The following is a 19,922-nucleotide window of genomic DNA, read 5'->3' as shown; positions in this document are numbered from 1 at the left end:
TCGAGGGGCGACGGGGCGGGGCCCGGCGGGGTGGTCGGGGTGGGCAGCGGCGTCACTCGGCGACCGGTCGGCGACCGGTCTCAGCGGACGAGCGCCACCGGCGGACCCCGTCGCGGCAGGACCCGGGCCAGGACGGCCTCGTGCACCGGCCGGTGCTCGTCGCACGCGGACGGTCGCGGGAGGCGCACCGCGACGACCTCGCAGCGGACCACGAGGGCCACGACCAGCGGCGCGAGCCAAGCCCAGAGGCGCCACACGGCCCGCTCGCCACCGGCCAGGACGACGGCGGTGAGGAGGGTGGCGACGACGTGGGAGGCGAGCATCGGGGTCAGCACCACTGGGCCGAGGTCCAGGCCGGCGGCCAGGCCGGACACCCCGGCAGACGCCTCGGGGGCGACCGCGAGGAGGGCCACGGGGTGCCCGTGGCCGGCTGCCCCCATCGGCACCGCGGTGGCCTCGACCGGCCCGGCGGCGTCGAGGGCCATGAAGACGTGGTGCAGGACGAACTGCCCCGCGCCGAGCAGGGCGAGCAGCGCCACCGTCGTCAGCTGCCGGCGGGTCGCGACGTGCGCGACGAGGGCGACGGCGACGACCGCGGCGCCCGCGGCCGGTCCGGACGGCACGTGCCCGCCCCCGGCGACGTGGGCGGCCACGGCGAGGGCCAGGACGACGACCGTGACGACCGCGGTGCGCAGCGCGCGCAGGCCTCCGGTCGCGGGTCCGTCCACCGTGCCAGCGTAGGGGAGCGGCCGAGGTCTACGACGCTGTGTCGGACGCACGGTCGGACGCCCGGCGGCGGGAATCGCCGTCCCCGCCCTTCTGACGTGCGACGGCGTCCTCGACCCGCTGCAGCACCGAGCGGACGCCCGTGTCGAAGGGCGACCGGCACTCCAGGGGAGTGGCCCGCACGACCCCGACCGTCACGCCGACGGCCCGGTCGTCGGCGCGGCGGCCGCGCGCGGGCAAGGGCGCCGGCGGCGTCCACTCGCGGACGACGGCGGCGATGCGCTCGGCCTGCTCCTCGCCGGTGCCGGGCAGGACGACCGCGAACTCGTCGGCCCCGAGCCGGCCCGCGGTCGCGCTCGGCGGCAGGGCGGAGCGCAGGTGCGCGGCGAAGGCGATGAGGAGCGCGTCGCCGGCGGCCAGGCCGTAGGAGTCGTTGACGGCGCGGAAGCCGTCGAGGTCCGCGGCCAGGACGCAGACCGGTTCGTCGGCGTCGGCGGCGGCGCCGAGGGCGGCCGAGAGCCGCTCCTGCAGCAGGCTGCGCGCGGCGACACCCGTCAGCGCGTCGCGGTGCGTGGCCTTGGCCATCTGGGCGGCGCGGTCGCGCAGGGCGCGGGTGGCCGCGCGCAGGGACTGCTCGAGCTCCCGGACGGGGGTGACGTCACGGCTGACGAGGACGGCCCCCGCGTACCCGCCGTGCCCGTCGAACAGCGCGGTGGCGGCGGACTCCACGACGATCGACCGGCCGCCGGCGGTGACGAGCTCCACCTCGACCCCGGACCACGTGCGGCCCGCGACGAGCTCGCGGCGCACGGCGTCGAGGTACTCCTCGATGCCGTCGTCGTCGCGGCACAGCCCACGGACGTGGCGGCCGACGAGGTCCGCGGCGCGGACGCCGTAGAGGCGTTCGGCGCCCTTGTTGAGCAGCTGGACGACGCCCTGGACGTCGACGGTGACGATGGCGTCCCCGACGTGCTCGAGCAGGCCCTCGAGCAGGCGGCGGCTCACGACGCCGACGTCACCGCGGCAGACGCGCACCGACGTGTGCCGCAGGTCGCCGTCGGACCACAGGACGGCGGAGCCGCCGACGGGGCGGCCGTCGGCGTCGCGCAGGTCGACGGGGCCGGTCTCCTGCGGGACCGTGCCGAGCACCTCCTGCGGGTACCGGCCCAGGGCGGCCGAGGCGGGCAGCCCGAGGACGGACTCGGCGGCGCGGTTCCAGGCGCAGAGGCGGCCGGTCGGGTCCACCGACCACGTCGGGTCGGGGAAGCCGTCCAGGAACCGCGCCGTCGCAGCCTCCTGCGCGTCGAGCTGCACCGGCCCCACCTCGTCCCCTCGCCGCCCGCCGAACCACTCCCGGGGTGATCGGCGGTGACGGACGCCCGGACGAGCGCCCGATCGGGTGGCTCAGGCGGTCGGTGCGGCGTGGCGGCTCGACGCGACGAGGTGCCGCACCTGCTCGAGGATCTCCTCCAGGTCGGTGACGGGGATGCCCATGGACGCCGAACCCCACAGGCCGTCACCGATGAGCTGCACCATCCGGGCCAGACCGCGGTCGCCGCCGAGCTGGTCCTCGATGAGCTCGCGCCAGCCGTCGTTGACGGCCGTGAAGACCTCGCTGGCCCGGGAGTCGCCCTCCTGGGCCAGCCGCAGCATCGCGACGAGCGCGGTGCTCAGCGGGTCCGGGTCGCTGCCTCCCGCCAGGGAGACGGCCTCCGTCGCCGACGTGCGCACGTAGTACTCCGCCGGGCCCTCCGGGGCGACCCGCATCTGCTCGAGGTCCTCGCGGGCGAAGCGCTCGAAGCGCGTGATGAGGCCGTCGACGAGGGCGTCCTTGGAGGCGAAGTGGTAGAGCAGCCCGCCCTTGGAGACGCCCGCCCGGGCAGCCACGGCCTCGAGCGTCGCCGACCGTGCGCCGGTGCTGACGACGATGCTCGCGAAGGCGTCGACGAGGCGGTCGCGGGTCGCGAGGGGGTCCCTGGGCACCGGCCGAGTTTATCGACTCGCAGACTGTACCGTCCGGACGGTACAGTGGCTCCGACGCCAACTCGACGAACCGAGGAACCGTGAACACCACGACCGCCCAGCCGGTCTCCCCCCGCCCCGCCCGCCCGAGCAGCCGCCAGTGGGCTGCCCTGGCGGTGCTCGTCCTGCCGGTGCTGATCATCTCGATCGACATGACGGTCCTCAGCTTCGCGCTGCCCGCGATCAGCGAGGCCGTCTCGCCCACCGGCACCCAACTGCTCTGGATCGTCGACGGGTACTCCCTGGCGATCGCCGGCCTGCTCGTCACGATGGGCACGCTCGGCGACCGCCACGGCGCCCGCAAGCTCCTGCTCATCGGCTCCGCCGGGTTCGGCCTGGTGTCGCTGTTCGCCGCCTTCGCCGACTCCGCGACGGCGCTCATCGCCGCGCGTGTCGCCCTGGGGGTCTTCGGTGCCACCCTCATGCCGTCGACGCTGTCGTTGCTGCGCAGCACGTTCACCGACCGCGAGCAGCGACGGACGGCCTTCGCCGTCTGGGCCGGCGGGTTCGCCGCCGGGGGCGCGCTCGGCCCGATCGTCGGCGGCTGGCTGCTCGAGCACTTCTGGTGGGGTTCGGTCTTCCTGCTCAACGTGCCGTTCATGGTGCTGCTGCTCGTCCTCGCGCCGCTCGTCGTGCGCGAGCACCGCGGGGGCGGGGCGCACGGCCGCCTGGACGTGCTCAGCGTCGTCGTGTCCGTGCTGGCGCTGACGTCCCTCGTCTACGGCGTCAAGACGCTGGCCGAGCACGGCCTGGCCGCCGTGCCCGTCGTGACGTTCCTCGCCGGGATCGGCCTGGGCGTCCTGTTCGTGCGCCGCCAGCTCCACCTGTCCGAGCCGCTGCTCGACGTGGACCTGTTCCGCCTGCCCGTCTTCCGCTCCTCGGTGCTCGCCAACCTCATGAGCATCTGCGGGATGACCGGGATGCTCTTCGCCGTCTCGCAGTACCTGCAGCTCGTGCTGGGCCTGCGGCCGCTGGACGCGGGTCTGCTGCTGCTGCCGGGTGCGGTCGTGACGTTCGCGTCCGGGCTGATCGCCGCCCGGCTGGCCCGGCGGCTGCGCCTGGACCTGCTGATCGCGGCCGGTCTGCTGCTGGGAACCGCCGGGTACACCGTCATGGCACTGCTCGGCTCCGGCAGCGGGACGACCCAGGCCGTTCAGCTCGCCGTCGCCTTCGCCGTGCTGTGCGCGGGCGCGGGTCTGGCCGAGACGCTGACGAACGACGCGATCCTGTCCGCCGCCCCGGCGCACCGGACGGGGGCGGCCTCGGCCATCTCCGAGACGGCGTACGAGGTCGGTGCCGTGCTCGGGACCACCGTGCTCGGCAGCGTCCTCAACGCCGTCTACCGCCACCAGGTCGACGTGCCCGCGGGGGCCGAGGCCGCCCGCGAGACGCTCGGCGCGGCGGTCGAGGTGTCCTCGACGGTGCCCGGGGGCGAGGCGCTGCTCACCTCGGCGCGCGAGGCCTTCACCCACGGTCTGGACGCGACGGCCGCGGCCGGGGCGGTCCTGACGGCGGCCGCGGCGCTCGTCGTCTGGCGCTCGCTGCGGCCGCGGAAGGCCACCACCCCCGCCGGAGCGCAGCCGACGTCCCGGGATGTGGTCACGGCCGACCGGGCCTAGCGTCGGCGGCACCGGAACGGGACGTGAGGAGCGCGCGGTGCCGAAGACCTCCAAGACGGGCAAGCCCCTGGAGAAGGAGCTGCCCAGCACGTTGCAGCGGTCGGACGAGAAGGCGCAGGCGACCTTTGCCAAGGCCCACGACTCGGCCGCGGCGAGCTACCACGACGACGCGCGCGCCAACCGCGTCGCGTGGGGCGCCGTCAAGCACACGCACGAGAAGGTCGGCGACCACTGGCAGCCCAAGGAGGACGGGCACAAGGGGCCGTCCGACCCGCAGTCCGAGGGCGGCGTCGACACCGACCGCCGCTCCTCGGGCGGCGTCGACGAGCACGCGACGAAGGAGCACCTGCTCCAGATCGCCCGCGAGCTCGACGTGACGGGCCGGTCGAGGATGACCAAGGCCGAGCTCGTCGAGGCGGTCCGGAAGGCCAACGACAAGGCGACGCGGGACAGCCGTTCCTGACCGGTTTCAGGCCCGGGCGACGAGTGCGGCGATCTGCGCCCAGGCCTCCTCGGTCGGCTCCGCGGTGAGCGCGTAGGACGTCGGCCACAGCCCCGACGGGTCGTCCAGCGCGGCCTCGGGGCTGAGGCCGACGGTGGAGTAGCGCAGCTTGTCGCCCTGCCCGCTGCGGAAGAAGCAGACGACCTTCCCGCCGCGCGCCCAGCCGGGCTGGCCGTAGTACACCTTCGGCGCCAGGTCCGGGGCGACCTCGGCCACGGTGCGGTGCAGGCGTTCGGCGAGGGCGCGGTCGCCGTCCGGCATCGCCGCGATCTTCGCCAGGACGTCCGCGGCGTCGGCGGCGGCCCGGTCCGCCGCCTTGGCCCGCCTGGCCTGCGTCTTCTGCTCGGCCGCGCGCTCCTTGGCGGCGTCACGTTCCTGCGGGGACAGGCCGTCGCCCGCGCTCGTCCTCGACGTCATGGTGGTGGCTCCTGTCGTCCGCCGGTCATGTCCCTCGCACGCTAGGCCCGGCCGGAGGCGGGACGCTTCTCCGTTCCTGACCGGGTTCCGGTTCGCCGAGGCCCTTGCCGTCGCGGGCCGCTGCCCGCCACGCTCGTCGGGTGGAGCGCGGAGACGAGTTCGACCGTTCGATCCGGCGGGGCGTCGTCACCGGAGCCCTCGTGGGCGCGGTGACCACGGGGCTGTGGGGCGCCTGGACGCTCGAGGGCGAGGACGCGCGCACCATCGCCGTGGCCTTCGTCGTGCTCGGAGCCCTCGGCGGGTCGGTCGTCGGCGCCCTCTGCGGCACGCTCTCCGCCGTGGCGCACCAGGCGGCGCAGCGCCTCGGAACGGGTGGGGCCTGGTGGGTCACCGCAGCGACGGCCCTGACGACCGCTGCCGTGACCTTCGGCGGGTTCACTCTGTGGCCCGTCTTCTTCGGCGGGACGGTTCCCGTCGCTCAGCGAGCAGCGTGCGTGCTGGTCTGCGCCTCGGTGGCCGCCTGGCAGGTCCGCGGGCTGCAGACGGCGTCGAGCGGACCGGTCCCGCGGGCCGGATGACGTGGTCGAGGACGACACCGGCACCCGGCCCTGAGGACGTCCGTCAGGGGTGCCAGATGTCGTACGTGTAGAAGAGCCCGGAACGGCCGTCCCACGTCGTCGTGCGGGTCTGGTAGCACATGGCCACGTAGTTCTCGGGGTGGTAGCGGGCGTGGTACGCCTTCACCGCGTCGCGTCGCTCGACGCAGTCGGCCTTGCGGACGAACTTGTCGGGAGTGTGCTGCCAGTAGCTCGCCTGGGCGCTGCCCGCGGAGCTCAGCACGAGGGCTGAGGTCGCGACCGCGGTGGCCACGGCCCCGAGGGTGACGCGGACCCGGGAACGGGTGGAACGCATGCTGGTGCCTCCTGAGGATCGCCGTCGGTTCGGCGGCAACCTACCCCTGGCGCGAGGACCGGGGACTCAGTCCGCAGACCGCCTCAGCAGCGGCGCCGCGCACCGGCGGTGCGCTCCCTCGACCTCCTCCTGCTGACGACGGGCGCGGTCGGCCAGCCCGCGCACGCTCGCGGTGCCCTCGCCCCGCACCCCCTGCGCCGCGACGAGGTCGCCGAGCAACCGCGCGGCCACCGCACGTCGGTGCAGACCGCCGAGGACGTCCTCCAGCGCGAGCAGGCCCTCCACCACGGCGGCGCGGGTCGGGTGCGTCGTCGGGAGCACGCCCGCGACCCGTTCCAGCACGGGTAGCCGGTGCAGCAGCGGGGTGATGCGTCCGGCGTGCGCGGAGAGCCAGCCGACGCCGACGACGGCCCAGTCGGTGCTCGCACCGAGCCGGCGCATGGCCGTCCGGAGCGCGGCACGGTCGGCCGCCACCTCGCGGCGCACGCGCAGCAGTGTCGTCCGCTCGGCGGTGAGGACGTCGAGGGCAGCGGCGCGCCGCAACTGCTCACTGAGGGCCGTCGCCGCGGCGAGCTGTTCGTTGAGGTAGGCGCGCAGGACGGGGTCCGCGTCGGGCACCGCCACGCGCCGTCCGGGGAGAAGGGCGGCGATCGTCGGCACGAGGAGGACGCTAACCCCCATGGAGTTCCTGCGCGCCCTGCCGGTCCTGCCCGTCCACGACCTCGACGCCGAGACCACCTTCTACGAGGCGTTGATGTTCCACGTGCAACACCGCGACGACGACTTCGTGGCGCTCGAGTCCGGCGGGGTGCTGTTCGGGCTGCGCCGGACTCCCGCGGAGGTGACCGTGCCGCCGGCCGGTCTGTCGTGGCAGCTGCAGGTCGACGACGTCGCCGAGGTGCTCGCGGCGGTCCGGGGCGGCGGGCTGTACGTCCGCGAGACACCGCACCAGCAGGACGGCGGGCAGTGGACGGTGCGGCTGGCGACGCCCGCCGGCTACGAGCTGCTCCTCGAAGGCCCCTCCACGGGGACGACCGTCCTGGACCTGCGGGCTCTCGCGCTCTCGCTGCCGGACGTCGTCGAGCTGGTGGACGAGGGTCGCACCGGGTTCCGCCGGATGGGTGGTGCCTGGCTCGCTCGCGTGGCGGGTGACCACGCCGAACTGCACACCGGCGAGGGTCCCGACGGCATCACCGCGGTGGACCTGCGGACCGTCACGCGCGACCACCTGGAGGAACTGCTCCGCTCGGCCTGGGAGGAGAACCCGGGTCCGGTCCCGGACGTGGGGCCACTGCGCAGGGAGTGACGAATGTGACAGCGGGTAGCGACTTGAGGGGTGACGAGCTCCGTCGTTCAGGTGGAACGGGGCCCCGTAGTCACGTAGCGTGTTCAGTCGATCACATGATCGGTGGGACAGCCAGGGGGAGAGCGATGGACGCGGTGCAGGGCGGCACGATCATGACCGAAGGACCCGCGGTCGACACGACGGTCACGCTCATGCCGACGACCGCCGCCGGCGCGGGCGTGTGGCACACGGGGACCGTCCGCTCGTGGACGGCCGGGGTCGCCGGCCTCGTCGTCACCAGCCACGTCGCCACGACTCGCGCCACCGTCGAGGAGCTCGACGGCCAGCGCGTCTGGGTCAGCACCGACCCCGGCGACGGGTCCGCCGTCACCCCGCACGCCGTCTTCCAGGCGATCGCCCAGGCCCACCGCGACGACGAGCTCGCGCTGACGGGGGTCATGCTGCTCGCGTCGGAGACCCGCCGCGGCGCCGTCCGCGCCCCCGCGTCGCTGCCGGCCCACCTCACGACGACCGAGGGCGTCGCGGACGTCCGCACCGTCGACTACTCCCGCACCGGCATGCGCATCGAAGGCGCTGCCGACGTCCCCGGTGGTGCCGACGTCGAGGTCGCCCTCGAGCTGGCCGACGGCCGGGAGGTCCACGCTCGCGGCGAGGTCCTGCGCGTCGACGAGGAGTCCGGCGAGGCCGTGGTGCGCTTCGTCGAGCTCGAGGAGGGGGCCGCGGAGGCCCTCGAGCGCAGCGTGCTCACCGAGCTGGCCCGCCAGAACCAGGGCTGAGCGACCCCGGAGACACGACAACACCCCCGGACCCTGGGTCCGGGGGTGCTGTGCGTTCGCGGCGGGACGGTCCCGCGGGGGAACGGCCTGGCCCACCGCGGCTCGGGTCAGCTGCCGCTGGTCGGCGCGCTGCCGCCCGTGGTCGGCGATGCGCTGCCGGCGGGCGGGGTCGGAGCACCCTGGCCGGGGGCCGGGGCGCTGCCGTCGCCGGGCGCGGGCGCACCCTCGGGCGGCGTCGGCGCACCCTCACCCGGCGCCGGCGGGGTCGGAGCACCCTCACCCGGAGCGGGCGGCGTCGGCGCACCGGCGGGCGGCGCGGGCGGGGTCGGAGCCCCCTGGCCCGGGGCGGGCGGCGTGGGGCCACCGGCCGGCGGGGCGGGCGGGGTAGGGGTGCCCACCTCGACCCGGGTGGCGGTGAAGGACCCGCCGTCCCCGACCTCCGTCCCAGCGGCGGCCTCGGCGTGCACGTGCTCGCCGACCGCGATGGAGGAGGCCTCGGCGGACTGGCCGTCGCGCAGGACGGTCGCGCCAGCCACGTCCACGACGGTCGTCGCGCCGTCGGGGCCGGCGATGGTCAGCGAGCTGCCGTCGACGGCGGTGACGTTCCCGTCGGCGCGCAGCGGCTCCACCACGACACGGGCGGCCGTCCGGCTGTCGGACGTCGACGAGGAGGTCAGCTCGGCGTGGACGCGCTGGCCGACGCTGATGGCGCTGCGGTCGGCGGTCTGCTCGCCCTGGCCGGGGCCCTTGTCGAGCACGACGACGGTGTCGTCGTTGAGGGTCACGGTCGTGGTCTCGCCGCGCGGGGCGATGAGGGTCAGGGTGTCGCCGTCCAGGGCGGTCACGGTCCCGCCGGCGGGCGGGCCGACGCGGTCACCGGCACCCGGTCCACCGGGAGCACCGGGGGCGGGGGGCCCGGGCGCGTCGGTCCCGGGGGCAGGTGCCGTGCCGTCACCGGGGGCGGCGGGCGCGGAGGCGGACGGGCTGGTCGCGGTCCCGCTGGGGGTGCCGGGCGCGGTGGTGGCCGCGAAGGCGGCCGTGGTGGCGAGCCCACCGGCGGCCGTCGCCACGACGGCGCCGAGGACGAACCGGCGGATGCGGGCGCTGCGGCGAGCGGTGCCGTGCGCGGCGCGGTCGGTCGGGTCGGTGGGACGGGTGGTCGTCACGGTGTTCCTCCACAGGTCGGTCTTCGTGACTGCTCGGTGACTTGCTCACCGGGACCTCGTGGTCCGCGGTGAGGTCAAGACCACCGGCCGGAACTGAAGCGGACCTGAAGCGGGTGCGTTCCGCCGCAGTCCTTCAGGTCCCCTTCAGGCTGCGCGTTGGTGCCACCCCTGCGGCTCTGCGATGTTCTTCCGGTGCCCACCGCAGCCGTCCGGGTCCTCCTCGTCGAGGACGACCCGCTCATCGCCGAGTCCGTCACCGAGGCGCTCACCGACACCGGGATGGTCGTCCGCGCCCGCCCGGACGGCCGGGGCCTCGACGAGGTCGTCGAGCAGTTCCGCCCCGACATCGCCGTGCTGGACGTCATGCTCCCCGGCGAGGACGGCATGTCCCTCGCCCGGCGCGTGTGCGTGCCCCGGGACGTGCCCGTCGTCTTCGTGACGGCGCGGGACGACATCGACGACCGGCTCTCCGGCTTCGCGGCCGGCGCCGACGACTACGTGGTCAAGCCCTTCGCTGTCGAGGAGCTGCTCGTGCGCCTGCGGGCGGTGCTGCGCCGGTCCGGCCGCACGCCCCAGGTCGTCGAGGTGGACGACCTCGTCGTCGACGAGTCCGCCTCCGTGGCCCTGCGCGGCGGCTCCCCGCTGGACCTCACGGCGACGGAGTTCCGGCTGCTGGCCCAGCTCGTCCGCTACCGCGGGCGGACCCTGTCCAAGCTGCAGCTGCTCACCCAGGTCTGGGGCTACGAGCACTACGACCAGAACCTCGTCGAGGTCCACGTCAGCGCCCTGCGGCGCAAGCTGGAGGAGCACGGGCCGCGGCTCGTGCACACCGTCCGCGGGCTGGGGTACGTCCTGCGCGCGCCCACGGCGTCCACCGACGAGGACGGCTGAGCCGTGCGCACGGTCTCACTGCGCCGCCGCGTGGTCGCCGTCGCGACGGCCGTCCTCGCGGCGCTGCTGCTCGTGGTCGGGGTGTTCGTCGACGCCGACCTCGGGTCGCGCCTGCGCGACGACGCGCGGTCGCGGCTCGCCGGGCTGGCCGAGCTCGGGGTGCAGCTCGACGGCACCGTCGACGACCAGACGCTCGTCAACCGGCTCGCCACGGCGGGGGCCGTCGCCCGGCTGGACACCGACGACGGGACCGTCGTCGGCACCCCGGGTCCCGCGGACGGTCCCGGACCCCCCGGGCCCGCCGGGGGTCCGGCGGCAGGCCCGAAGGCGGCCGTCGTCCAGGACGGTGAGCTGCTCCGGACCAGCCGGTCGCTGGGTGACGACCGGGTCCTCGTGCTCACGACCTCGCTGCGGCCGGTCGAGGACGCCCTCGCGCAGTTCCGCCGGTCGATGCTGCTGGGGGCGCTGGCGGGGCTGGCCCTCGCCGTCGTCGCGCTGTGGCTGCTGCTCGGACGCGCCCTCGCCCCCCTGGACACCATGACGTCCACGGCCCGCTCGATCGCCCGGGGCGATCGCGGCCGCCGCCTGGACCCGGACCGCCCGGACACCGAGCTCGGCCGCACCGCGGCCGCCTTCGACGACATGCTCGACTCCCTCGAGGGGGCCGAGCAGCGGGCCACCCGGTCGCGGGACCGCCTGCAGCGCTTCCTGTCCGACGTCGCCCACGACCTGCGCACCCCGCTCGCAGCGGTCATCACGGCGGCCGAGCGGCTGCTGCTCGACACCGGCGACGGGCCCCACCGGCGCGAGCGCGAGGAGGCCGCCGTCCGCATCGTGCGGGAGGCGCGGCGCGCGGCGCAGCTCGTCACCGACCTGCTGTCGGCGTCGCGGCTGGAGGAGCTGCAGCCGCGCGCCGTGCACGCCGACCTCGCCTCGCTGGTCCGAGCCGCCGTCGACGAATCCGGGTCCCTGGGGCAGGGCGTGACACTGCGGACGGCCGCCGTCGACGTGGTCGCCGACCCCGACCACGTGCGTCGCATCCTCGTGAACCTGCTGTCCAACGCCCGCCGCGCCGCCCCCGCCGGACCCGTCGTCGTCACCGTGGACCATCTCGCCGGCCAGGGCCGCGTCGTCGTCGCCGACGGCGGCCCCGGCATCGCCCCGGCCGACCGCGAACGCGTCTTCGACCGCCTCGTCCGCCTCGACCCGGCCCGGGCGGGCGACGGCGGCGCGGGGCTCGGCCTGTCGATCTCCCGCGGTCTGGCCCGCGCCGCGGGTGGGGAGCTGCGGTGCGCGGATCCCGCGGAGGCCGACCTGCCGCCCGGGCTGCCCGGTGGCGCACTCCTCGTCCTCACGGTCCCGGCCGGCTGAGACCCGCGTGGAAAACACTCTTTCCGCCCCTCTGGACCGGTCCGGAGGGGCGGAAAGAGTGTTTTCCACGCGAGACCAGCACGGGCCGGTGACGCGGGGTGAGGGGGTGTCAGGCCTCGCGGGACTCCGGCTGCTCGGCCCACCACGCGCGCAGCTCGCGCTCGGCCTCCTCCGCGCCCAGCGGCCCGCGGTCCATCCGCAGCCCCAGCAGGTGCTGGTAGGCGCGGCCGACGACGCGGGAGGGGCCGATCCCCAGCAGCTGCATGATCGCGTTCCCGTCGAGGTCGGGGCGGATCGAGTCCAGCTCCTCCTGCTCCCGCAGCCGGGCGATGCGGGCCTCGAGGTCGTCGTAGGCGTCCGACAGGCGCTTGGCCTTGCGGGCGTTGCGCGTCGTGCAGTCGCTGCGGGTCAGCCGGTGCAGGCGCTCGAGCAGCGGCCCGGCGTCGGTGACGTAGCGGCGGACGGCGGAGTCCGTCCACTCCCCGTCGCCGTAGCCGTGGAAGCGCAGGTGCAGCTCGGTGAGCCGCGCGACGGCCTTGATCGTGTCGTTGTCGAAGCGCAGCGCCTTCAGCCGCTTCGCCACCATCTTCGCGCCGACGACCTCGTGGTGGTGGAAGCTCACGCCCCCGCCCTCCTCGAAGCGGCGGGTGCGGGGCTTGCCGACGTCGTGGAGCAGGGCGGCCATGCGCAGCAGCAGGTCCGGCCCCGGGACGGGGTCCCCCTCCAGGTCGATCGCCTGCTCCAGGACGGTGAGGGAGTGCTCGTAGACGTCCTTGTGGCGGTGGTGCTCGTCGATCTCCAGCTGCAGCGCCGGCAGCTCGGGCAGGACGTGCGCGGCCAGGCCGGTGTCGACGAGCAGCCGCAGCCCCGCGACGGGGTCGGCCGCGAGGAGCGTCTTCTCCAGCTCCACGCGGACCCGCTCGGCCGAGACGATGGTGATGCGGTCGGCCATCGCGGTCATCGCGGCCGTCACCTCCGGGGCCACCCGCAGCCGCAGCTGGGCGGCGAACCGGGCCGCGCGCATCATCCGCAGCGGGTCGTCGGAGAACGACTGCTCCGGCGTCCCCGGGGTGCGCAGGACGCCCGCGGCGAGGTCGGTGAGGCCGTCGTGCGGGTCGACGAAGTCCATCGACGGCAGCTGCAGCGCCATCGCGTTGACGGTGAAGTCGCGCCGCGAGAGGTCGCTGACGAGGTCGTCGCCGTAGGCCACCTCGGGCTTGCGCGAGGACGGGTCGTAGCTCTCGGACCGGTACGTCGTGACCTCGACGACGAGGTCGCGCTTGCGCGCCCCGATGGTCCCGAACTCCTTGCCGATGTCCCAGGAGGCGTCGCCCCAGGCCCCGAGCAGCCGGGCGGTGTCGTCGGGACGGGCGTCCGTCGTGAAGTCGAGGTCGGTCGAGCGGCGGCCGAGGAGGGCGTCGCGCACGGGCCCACCGACGAGGGACAGCGCGAAGCCGGCGCCCTCGAAGACGCGGCCGAGGTCGACCAGCAGCGCCATCACGGGCTCCAGCGCGGCGACCGCGCGGCCCTTCGCCTCGTCCTTGGCCGACTCCAGGACCGACTCCAGGTCCGACTCCGTGACGGCGACCCGACCGTCGGTCCGGGGGGTGGGGGACTCCTCGTGCAGCACGGGGTCCAAGCCTGCCATGAGTCGACAGCTGCGCTGGCTACAGTGAGCCGATGGTCAAGCCTGCCCGGGAGCCGCGTCGGCGGCTGCCCACCGTGCAGGAGACCTCCTCCGGTGGGCTCGTCGTCGACCTCTCGACCGGGGTCCCGCGCGCCGCCGTCATCTGCCGCCTCAACCGCGCCGGCCGCGCCGAGTGGTGTCTTCCCAAGGGCCACCTCGAGGGCGAGGAGACGCTCGAAGAGGCTGCGGTGCGGGAGATCGAGGAGGAGACGGGCATCCGCGGCGAGGTCGTGGAGACGCTCGGCAGCATCGACTACTGGTTCTCCGCCGACGGCCGCCGCATCCACAAGGTCGTCCACCTCTTCCTGCTCCGCGCGGTCGGCGGGACGCTGACCGTGGAGAACGACCCGGACGCCGAGGCGATCGACGTCGAGTGGATCCCCTTCCCCGACCTCGACGAGCGGCTCGCCTTCCCCAACGAGCGCCGCGCGGCGACGGCGGCGACCCTGCGGCTGGGCGAACTGGCGTGACCGCACGCGTCTCGCGGCGCGGGCTCCTGTCGGGGCTTGCCGCTGGTGGTGCGCTGACGGCCGCGGTGGGCCCGGCGCACGCCTCGACGACGCGCCCGACGGCGAGCGCCACCACGACCGCCAGCAGCACGACCTCGACCGGGCTCCCGCTGCGGGTGGTCCTGCTCGACCTCACCCCCTCGGCCTACTCGGCGACGGACCCGGCGCGCGCGACGGTCGTCGTCCGCGCCCGCATCGAGCACCGCGGGTCGGACCCGGTGACGTCGCTGACCGCCCGGCTCGTCGCCCAGCGGTCCCCCGTCGTCGCCCGCTCCGGCCTCGACACGTGGGCCCGGGCGTCCGAGCGCGCGTCCATCACCCGCTCCTCGGCGAGCTCGGACGACGTCGTCGTGGGGTCCGGGACGCTGGACCCGGGCGCGTCGGCCGAAGTCGTCATCTCCCTGCCGGCGGCCTCCCTGGGGGCGGGCGTCGGCGCGCACCTGGCGGCCGTGGAGGTCTCCGACGACTCCGGCCGCCTCGGCGTCGCGCGGACGTTCCTCGTCTCGGCGCCGCCGCCGGTCACCCCCACGCCCCTGACGCTGCTGCTGCCGCTCGTCGCCGGGCGGGACGCGACCGCCTCAGGGCTGGACGCCGCCGTGCAGGAACGGCTCGGTCCCCTCGTGGACGGCAGCGCCGACGCCCGCGTCGCGTGGGCCGTCGACCCCGCCCTCACCGCGACCGTCGCCTCCGTGCGCGCCGCGACGGGAGCCGCCGCCGACACCCCGACCGCCGGGGCGACGCCCGACCCGACGGCCTCCAGCAGCGCCCAGCCCTCGGCCGAGCAGGCCGAGCGGCTCTCGCAGTGGCTGGGGCGCCTCGCCGCCGCCAGCGCGGGGCGCGACGTCGTGGGGCTGCCGTTCGGCGACCCCGACCTCGAGGCGCTGTCGCGCGCGGCCTCGGGCGCCGAGCTGCTGCAGCGGGCCACGACGGCCGCCGCCGGAGCCTTCGACGGCCTCACCGGTGCGTCCGTGCGCACCGACGTCGCCTGGCCGGCCGACCAGGCCGCCGACGAGGACCTGCTCGGCTTCTGCGTCGAGGGCCGGGCCTCGACCGTCGTCCTGGACGACCGCTGCCTCGTGCCCGACCCGGACCTCACGTTCACCCCCGTCGGCCGCGCCACCGTCGAGCTCTCCGGCGCGCGCTCGGTCGCCGCACTGGTGGCCGACCGGACGATGTCCTCGGTCCTGGCCGACGCCGCCGACCCCGACCAGGCCGTCCTCGTGCGGCAGCGGCTCGTCGCCGAAGCCGCCACGACGACGCTGCAGCGGCCCAACGACCCGCGCGGTCAGCTGCTCGTCGCGCCCCGCAGCTTCGCCCCGGTCGCGTCCACGCTCAGCGGACTCGTCACCGACCTGGAGTCCTCGGGCTGGGCGGCGTGGCAGACGCTCACCGAACTGGTCCAGGCGACCGCGCCGGACGGCGAGCGCTCCGAGCCCCAGGTCGCCGCCGCGACGAACCGCGCCGCCCTGCCGACGGGTCACGTCGAGGACGTCGAGCGGCAGCTCGTCGCCGTCGACGACTTCCGCAGCGCCCTGCAGACGTCGACCCCCGACGCCGACCTCCTGTCCCAGCAGCGCGCGGCGCTGGCGCTGCTCGGGGCGTCCTGGCGCGGGCACACCGACGAGCTGCCGCAGGCCCGGGCCGCCCTCGGCCGGGCGGTGCAGCTGCTGACGGCGGGGGTGAGCATCGCGACGGGCAGCGTCCGCAACCTCGCCGCCGAGCGCAGCGAGCTGCCCATCACCGTCGTCAACGAGCTCGACGTCCCCGTGCTCGTCGACCTCGTCCTGCGGCCGCGGACCCCGCGCGTGCAGCTCGACGCCGTCCCCCGCCAGACGGTGGCGGCGCGCAGCCAGCAGCGCGTGGCGGTGCCCGTGCGCGCGCTCGCGAACGGGTCCGTCGTCGTCGACGCGCAGCTGCGCACCCCCGCCGGCAGCGCCATCGGGTCCCCCGTCGACATCCGCCTCAACGTGCGCGCCGACGTGGAGAACTGGATCTCCGGGGTCGTCGGCGGCGGGGCCGCGGGCCTGCTCGTGCTCGGGGTCGTGCGGGCCTTCCGCAAGGGCCGCCGTCGCGTCGACCAGGCCGAACACCCCGCGGAGCCCCCCGCCCAGGAGGCCGAGGAGGCTCCGAAGGCCCCGGGGGCGTCAGCGCCGGCCGAGCCCGGGCAGCCGGCGCAGTAGCGGGCTCACCAGGTCGTCCAGCTCGCGCACGCGCATGAGCCGGCACAGGACCGCGAAGACGACGAGGACGACGACCCCGCCGACGAGGACGACGGCGAGGTCCGCGGCGCGACCGTCGCCCAGCCGCTCACCACCGAGCGAGACGGCCCAGCCCACGGTCGCTGCGACCGCCGAGATGATCAGCAGCCGCACGAGCGTCCGCAGCAGGAGATGGCCGTCGATGCCTCCGCCGTCGAGGGACCGCAGCCGCCGCCGCAGCAGCACGAGTCCCAGGACGCAGCCCACGACGTTGGCCAGGCTCATGAAGGCCCCGATGCCGATGACCTGCCACCGGGGCTCGAGGACGAAGTAGCAGACCAGGTTGCCGATGGAGGTGACCACGGCGACCACCACCTGGACCACGAACGGCGTCCGAGCGTCCTCGTAGGCGTAGAACACGCGCTGCACGAGGTAGGTCACGCTGAACGGGACGAGACCGATCGTCATGGCCACGAGCACCTCACCGATCGGGTGTGCCGAGAACATCGCGCCACCGACGGCCGGCCCCAGGCTGACGAAAGCCGCGGTGGCCAACGCTCCGGCGGCCGCCACGGTCCGGGCGCCCGTCGAGAAGTCCCGCCGGACGGCAGCGACGTCGCCCGCCACGGCCGACCGGCTCAGACGTGTGAAGAGGGCGGTCACCAGGGACACCGCGACCAGCGAGTGGGGCAGCATGAACAGCAGGTACGCGTAGCTGTAGGAGTTGCCCGACGCCCCGTTGACCCCTGCCTCGTTGAGCGCGTAACCGGCGGATGTCATGACCTTCGAGGTCGGGATGAACGCCACCTGCCCCACTGCGACCCCCGCGAAGGTCCAACCCGCCACCCGGCCCGCGCTGCGCAAGCCGATGCCTCGGAAGCCGAGGCGCGGTCGGTAGCGGAAGCCGATCCGGTGCAGCGGCCACAGGAGCACGAGCGCCTGCAGCGCCACCCCAGCCGTCGCCGTGCCGGCCAGCAACGCGATCATCTCGGGGGTCCAGGCGCTGGCGGAGTACCCCTCACCGCCCGGGTACAGCGCGAGGAAGGCGACCGTCCCGCCGATCGCCACGACGTTGTTGACGACCGGGGCCCACATGAAGGGCCCGAAGCTGCCGCGCGCGTTGAGCACCTGCCCGAGCACCGTGTAGAGCCCGTAGAAGAACACCTGCGGCAGGCACCAGAAGGCCATGGCGGTGCCGAGCGCGAGCCAGTCGTCGTTCCACTTGTCGGCGTACAACCGGACGACCAGGGGCGCGCACAGGGTGATGAGCACCGTCGCGCCGGCCATGACGAGCAGGGCGAGGGTGATGAGCCGGTCGACGAAGTCCTTGCCGCCGTCCGGCAGCTTGAACGCTCGCACGATCTGCGGGACGAGGACGGCGTTGAGGACGCCCCCCGCGACGAGGATGTAGAAGTTGTTGGGCGCCTTGTTCGCAACGTCGAACACCTGGCCGCCCACCCCGGCCGCTGCGCCGCCGATGGCCGAGGCGAGCAGGGCCACCCGGACGAACCCGAGGACCCGCGACACCAGCGTCCCGCTGGCCATGAGGGCGCTGGACCGGGCGAGGGAGGCCTTGGACTCGTCCGGGACGGCCGTCTGGTCGGGGGCTGCGCTCACGCCTCGATGGTGGCCGATGCCTGCGCCGTCCGGGTCATCGCGTCCCCGGTCCGGTCAAGGTCTTCACACGCGGTGACGACCTCACCACGGTGAAGAACCTCGGTCGGGTCGTGGCGGCGGGTGCGTTGGCGCTCTCGCTGGCGGCGCCCGTGGCCGGTGCGCACGCCGAACCCCGCAGCCGCACGCTGCAGACCCAGGCCGACGCGCTGCGCACGTCCGTGCAGGCCCTGCAGCTGCAGCAGTCGATCGCGACCGAGGCCTACGACACCGCCGTCGACGACACCTCCCGCGCGATCTCCGAGGAGGTCCGCGCCCAAGCCGCGCTCGACGCCGCCCAGGGGACGAGCAGCGCCGCCGCCACCGCCGCGACCCGCCGCGTCCGCTCCCTCTACATGGCCGGACCCTCGCTGCCCGCCGGGCTGTCCTCGGGCCTCGGCCTGCTGACGAGCGGTGACCTGGACCAGGCCGCGAGCGCCGCGCGGTCCGCCGCCGTCGCCGCGACCGTGGTCGCCGACGGCGAGTCCACCCTCACCCGGGCCGTCACCGCCCGCACCGACGCGACCGCGGCCGAGGCCCACCTGCAGGAGGTGCGGCGGGACAAGACCGCCGCCGAGCGGGCCGCGCAGGCGGCGAGGACCGAGGTCACGACGGCCCTGGCCCGTCAGCAGCAGCTCCTCGACGCGGCCGACGCCGCGGTGCGGGACGCCGTCGCGAAGGAGGAGGAAGAGGCCCGGCAGGCCGCCCTCGCCGCCGCGGCCCAGCAGGCCGCGGCCGCCGGGGTCGCCGACGCGGGCGACTCCACGGCGGGGGTCGCCGACGCCGTGGCGAACGCCTCGACCGCCGCGCTGGGTGCCATCGCCGCCGCGCACACCCGCGAGGGCATGTCGTACGTCTGGGGCGCGACCGGGCCGACGACGTTCGACTGCTCCGGGCTGACGCAGTGGGCCTACGCCCAGGCGGGCGTGCCGATCCCGCGCACGTCCCGCCAGCAGTACGCGGGACTGCCGAAGGTGCCGCTGGACCAGCTGCAGCCCGGTGACCTGGTGTTCTACGCCAACGGCTCGGACCCGTCGACGATCCACCACGTCGCGCTGTACCTGGGCGGCGGCAAGGTCCTGCACGCCCCGCACACCGGGGACGTCGTGCGCGTCGCCGGTGTGGCCATGCCCGGGCTGTTCGGCGCGGTCCGCCCCTCCTAGCGGGAGGCGAGCACGGCCAGCGTGAAGCTGGCGACGTCCTCGACGACCGCGGCCTGCCAGTCCGGCACGACCTCCGCCGCCCCCGCACGCCACGCCGCCCCGAGGAGCGAGCCGGCCAGCGCGCCCACGGCCCCCGCGACGACCGGGACGAGCGCGCGCTGGTGGTCGCGCTTGGCGAGGGCGAGCGCTCCGCCGGCGCCCGAGGCGATGCGGGCGGGCAGCCCCGCGGCCGTCAGCCGGCTCGGGGTCGCCGGGTTCTTGTCCGCGACGACCTCGGCACCGACGGCGGCGAGGGTGCCCAGCTTGGCGACGGTGTTCCCGCCGGTCAGCGCCGGTCCCGCCAGGCCGAGGGAGCTGCGGCCCCCCGCGGCGACTCCGAGCAGGGCGCTGCGCGCCACCAGGCCCGCCGACGCCCGTGTGGGCTGGTCGACGACGGCAGTGGACCCCTCCTCTGGCCGCCGGTCGACCAGGCGGAGGGTCGAGTGGGCGGCGAGGCCGAAGGCGAGGTGCGGCACGGCGTCGGCCACCCAGTCCTGCCCCGTCCACTCGCGCACGTCCGTGACGCCGAGCGCGTGCGCGGGTCCGTCGGTCGCGGCCAGGGCCAGCGCCCCAGTGACCACACCGCCGACGACGGGCGGCAAGCGCAGCCCGGCGGCGCGCGCCGTCCCGACGAGTGCGCCCACCCCCAGCCCGGCGGCGGTGCCGGTCAGGGCCGCGAGCGCCGTCCGGCGGTTGGTGCGTTCCCCGCGCGACCCCCCGACCTCGGTGCCCAGCCGCTCGGCCAGCGCGTCGACGACGTCCGCGGGCATCGTGCTCGCGTCCCGGCCGCGCCAGGCCATGTCGGCGTACGTCACGGCGTTCAGGACGGCGGTCCCGACGGCACCGGCCGCCAGACCACCGCGCAGGCCACGTCCCAGGGAGCTGCTCACGCGGCCATCCTGGGCGTGGCCCGCAGCCGCCGCGCGCCGAACCGGGATGGGCCGCGCGCGCCCTAGCATGGGAGC

Annotated in this window: 20 protein-coding genes; 10 read left to right on the top strand and 10 right to left on the bottom strand. The window is 75.5% G+C overall.

Going from position 1 to position 19,922, the window contains the following annotated elements; translation table 11 throughout:
- Positions 1-80: 80 nt before the first annotated feature.
- From AB1207_RS17595 to AB1207_RS17585, 3 genes are all read right to left on the bottom strand, one after another.
- A complete protein-coding gene (locus AB1207_RS17595) occupies positions 81-728 on the bottom strand; it encodes a hypothetical protein (protein WP_367639704.1) in 648 nt (215 codons plus the stop codon).
- Between the two features lie 28 nt (positions 729-756).
- Positions 757-2,040: a sensor domain-containing diguanylate cyclase gene (locus AB1207_RS17590; RefSeq protein WP_367639703.1), complete on the bottom strand. Its 1,284-nt coding sequence runs from the start codon at positions 2,038-2,040 to the stop codon at positions 757-759.
- A gap of 90 nt (positions 2,041-2,130) precedes the next feature.
- Positions 2,131-2,709, bottom strand: coding sequence for a TetR/AcrR family transcriptional regulator (locus AB1207_RS17585; protein ID WP_367639702.1), 579 nt, complete (start codon positions 2,707-2,709; stop codon positions 2,131-2,133).
- An 80-nt stretch (positions 2,710-2,789) separates the two neighbouring features.
- On the opposite strand from AB1207_RS17585, the gene AB1207_RS17580 reads away from it, so the two are divergent.
- Both AB1207_RS17580 and AB1207_RS17575 read left to right on the top strand, forming a co-directional pair.
- Entirely contained in the window at positions 2,790-4,367 is a 1,578-nt protein-coding gene (locus AB1207_RS17580) for an MFS transporter (protein WP_367639701.1), read from the top strand.
- 37 nt (positions 4,368-4,404) lie between these two features.
- Entirely contained in the window at positions 4,405-4,830 is a 426-nt protein-coding gene (locus AB1207_RS17575; RefSeq protein ID WP_367639700.1) for a ChaB family protein, read from the top strand.
- 6 nt (positions 4,831-4,836) lie between these two features.
- Here AB1207_RS17575 and AB1207_RS17570 read toward each other — a convergent pair whose 3' ends face one another.
- The gene (locus AB1207_RS17570) at positions 4,837-5,286 is read right to left on the bottom strand and encodes a DUF1801 domain-containing protein (protein WP_367639699.1); all 450 of its coding nucleotides are present in this window, start codon (positions 5,284-5,286) and stop codon (positions 4,837-4,839) included.
- Between the two features lie 140 nt (positions 5,287-5,426).
- Between AB1207_RS17570 and AB1207_RS17565 the strand changes: the two genes are divergently transcribed.
- Positions 5,427-5,864: a hypothetical protein gene (locus AB1207_RS17565; protein ID WP_367639698.1), complete on the top strand. Its 438-nt coding sequence runs from the start codon at positions 5,427-5,429 to the stop codon at positions 5,862-5,864.
- A 43-nt stretch (positions 5,865-5,907) separates the two neighbouring features.
- On the opposite strand, the gene AB1207_RS17560 is transcribed toward AB1207_RS17565, so the two are convergent.
- Together AB1207_RS17560 and AB1207_RS17555 are read right to left on the bottom strand one after the other, a co-directional pair.
- Positions 5,908-6,198 (bottom strand): hypothetical protein, encoded by a 291-nt coding sequence (locus AB1207_RS17560; protein ID WP_367639697.1) that lies wholly within the window; start codon positions 6,196-6,198, stop codon positions 5,908-5,910.
- A 66-nt stretch (positions 6,199-6,264) separates the two neighbouring features.
- On the bottom strand, positions 6,265-6,858 hold the full coding sequence (locus AB1207_RS17555; protein ID WP_367639696.1) for a hypothetical protein: 594 nt from the start codon (positions 6,856-6,858) through the stop codon (positions 6,265-6,267).
- A gap of 19 nt (positions 6,859-6,877) precedes the next feature.
- Between AB1207_RS17555 and AB1207_RS17550 the strand changes: the two genes are divergently transcribed.
- Positions 6,878-7,504, top strand: a complete 627-nt coding sequence (locus AB1207_RS17550; protein WP_367639695.1) for a VOC family protein — start codon at positions 6,878-6,880, stop codon at positions 7,502-7,504.
- A 125-nt stretch (positions 7,505-7,629) separates the two neighbouring features.
- A complete protein-coding gene (locus AB1207_RS17545; RefSeq protein ID WP_367639694.1) occupies positions 7,630-8,280 on the top strand; it encodes a PilZ domain-containing protein in 651 nt (216 codons plus the stop codon).
- A gap of 107 nt (positions 8,281-8,387) precedes the next feature.
- Here AB1207_RS17545 and AB1207_RS17540 read toward each other — a convergent pair whose 3' ends face one another.
- Complete coding sequence (locus tag AB1207_RS17540; protein WP_367639693.1) at positions 8,388-9,446, bottom strand: DUF5666 domain-containing protein; 1,059 nt, start codon at positions 9,444-9,446, stop codon at positions 8,388-8,390.
- 192 nt (positions 9,447-9,638) lie between these two features.
- Between AB1207_RS17540 and AB1207_RS17535 the strand changes: the two genes are divergently transcribed.
- Both AB1207_RS17535 and AB1207_RS17530 read left to right on the top strand, forming a co-directional pair.
- On the top strand, positions 9,639-10,337 hold the full coding sequence (locus tag AB1207_RS17535) for a response regulator transcription factor (protein WP_367639692.1): 699 nt from the start codon (positions 9,639-9,641) through the stop codon (positions 10,335-10,337).
- 3 nt (positions 10,338-10,340) lie between these two features.
- Entirely contained in the window at positions 10,341-11,708 is a 1,368-nt protein-coding gene (locus AB1207_RS17530) for a sensor histidine kinase (RefSeq protein ID WP_367639691.1), read from the top strand.
- 109 nt (positions 11,709-11,817) lie between these two features.
- Here the strand turns inward: AB1207_RS17530 and AB1207_RS17525 are convergent, their stop codons facing one another.
- Positions 11,818-13,356 (bottom strand): CCA tRNA nucleotidyltransferase, encoded by a 1,539-nt coding sequence (locus tag AB1207_RS17525; protein ID WP_367639690.1) that lies wholly within the window; start codon positions 13,354-13,356, stop codon positions 11,818-11,820.
- A 32-nt stretch (positions 13,357-13,388) separates the two neighbouring features.
- Between AB1207_RS17525 and AB1207_RS17520 the strand changes: the two genes are divergently transcribed.
- Together AB1207_RS17520 and AB1207_RS17515 are read left to right on the top strand one after the other, a co-directional pair.
- Positions 13,389-13,865: an NUDIX hydrolase gene (locus AB1207_RS17520; RefSeq protein ID WP_367639689.1), complete on the top strand. Its 477-nt coding sequence runs from the start codon at positions 13,389-13,391 to the stop codon at positions 13,863-13,865.
- On the top strand, positions 13,862-16,084 hold the full coding sequence (locus AB1207_RS17515; protein WP_367639688.1) for a DUF6049 family protein: 2,223 nt from the start codon (positions 13,862-13,864) through the stop codon (positions 16,082-16,084). The genes AB1207_RS17520 and AB1207_RS17515 overlap by 4 nt, the downstream gene beginning before the upstream one ends.
- Here the strand turns inward: AB1207_RS17515 and murJ are convergent.
- The gene (murJ, locus tag AB1207_RS17510) at positions 16,049-17,719 is read right to left on the bottom strand and encodes a murein biosynthesis integral membrane protein MurJ (protein ID WP_367639687.1); all 1,671 of its coding nucleotides are present in this window, start codon (positions 17,717-17,719) and stop codon (positions 16,049-16,051) included. The two genes, AB1207_RS17515 and murJ, sit on opposite strands and share 36 nt — an antisense overlap.
- 89 nt (positions 17,720-17,808) lie before the next feature.
- Here murJ and AB1207_RS17505 point away from each other — a divergent pair, with 89 nt between their 5' ends.
- Positions 17,809-18,918: a C40 family peptidase gene (locus tag AB1207_RS17505; RefSeq protein WP_367639685.1), complete on the top strand. Its 1,110-nt coding sequence runs from the start codon at positions 17,809-17,811 to the stop codon at positions 18,916-18,918.
- On the opposite strand, the gene AB1207_RS17500 is transcribed toward AB1207_RS17505, so the two are convergent.
- On the bottom strand, positions 18,915-19,847 hold the full coding sequence (locus AB1207_RS17500) for a hypothetical protein (protein ID WP_367639684.1): 933 nt from the start codon (positions 19,845-19,847) through the stop codon (positions 18,915-18,917). The genes AB1207_RS17505 and AB1207_RS17500 overlap by 4 nt on opposite strands.
- Positions 19,848-19,922: the final 75 nt, after the last annotated feature.

Source organism: Kineococcus endophyticus (assembly GCF_040796495.1).
GTDB lineage: Bacteria > Actinomycetota > Actinomycetes > Actinomycetales > Kineococcaceae > Kineococcus > Kineococcus endophyticus.
The sequence above is the reverse complement of the archived record's forward strand: the minus strand, read 5'-3'. Positions and strand labels throughout refer to the sequence as shown.

What these genes read in the sequence shown, in the direction of transcription:
- AB1207_RS17550 (WP_367639695.1), top strand. Translation starts at nt 6,878, where the DNA reads ATGGAGTTCCTGCGCGCCCTGCCGGTCCTGCCCGTCCACGACCTCGAC.
- AB1207_RS17545 (WP_367639694.1), top strand. Translation starts at nt 7,630, where the DNA reads ATGGACGCGGTGCAGGGCGGCACGATCATGACCGAAGGACCCGCGGTC.
- AB1207_RS17525 (WP_367639690.1), bottom strand. Translation starts at nt 13,356, where the DNA reads ATGGCAGGCTTGGACCCCGTGCTGCACGAGGAGTCCCCCACCCCCCGG.
- AB1207_RS17560 (WP_367639697.1), bottom strand. Translation starts at nt 6,198, where the DNA reads ATGCGTTCCACCCGTTCCCGGGTCCGCGTCACCCTCGGGGCCGTGGCC.
- AB1207_RS17570 (WP_367639699.1), bottom strand. Translation starts at nt 5,286, where the DNA reads ATGACGTCGAGGACGAGCGCGGGCGACGGCCTGTCCCCGCAGGAACGT.
- AB1207_RS17520 (WP_367639689.1), top strand. Translation starts at nt 13,389, where the DNA reads ATGGTCAAGCCTGCCCGGGAGCCGCGTCGGCGGCTGCCCACCGTGCAG.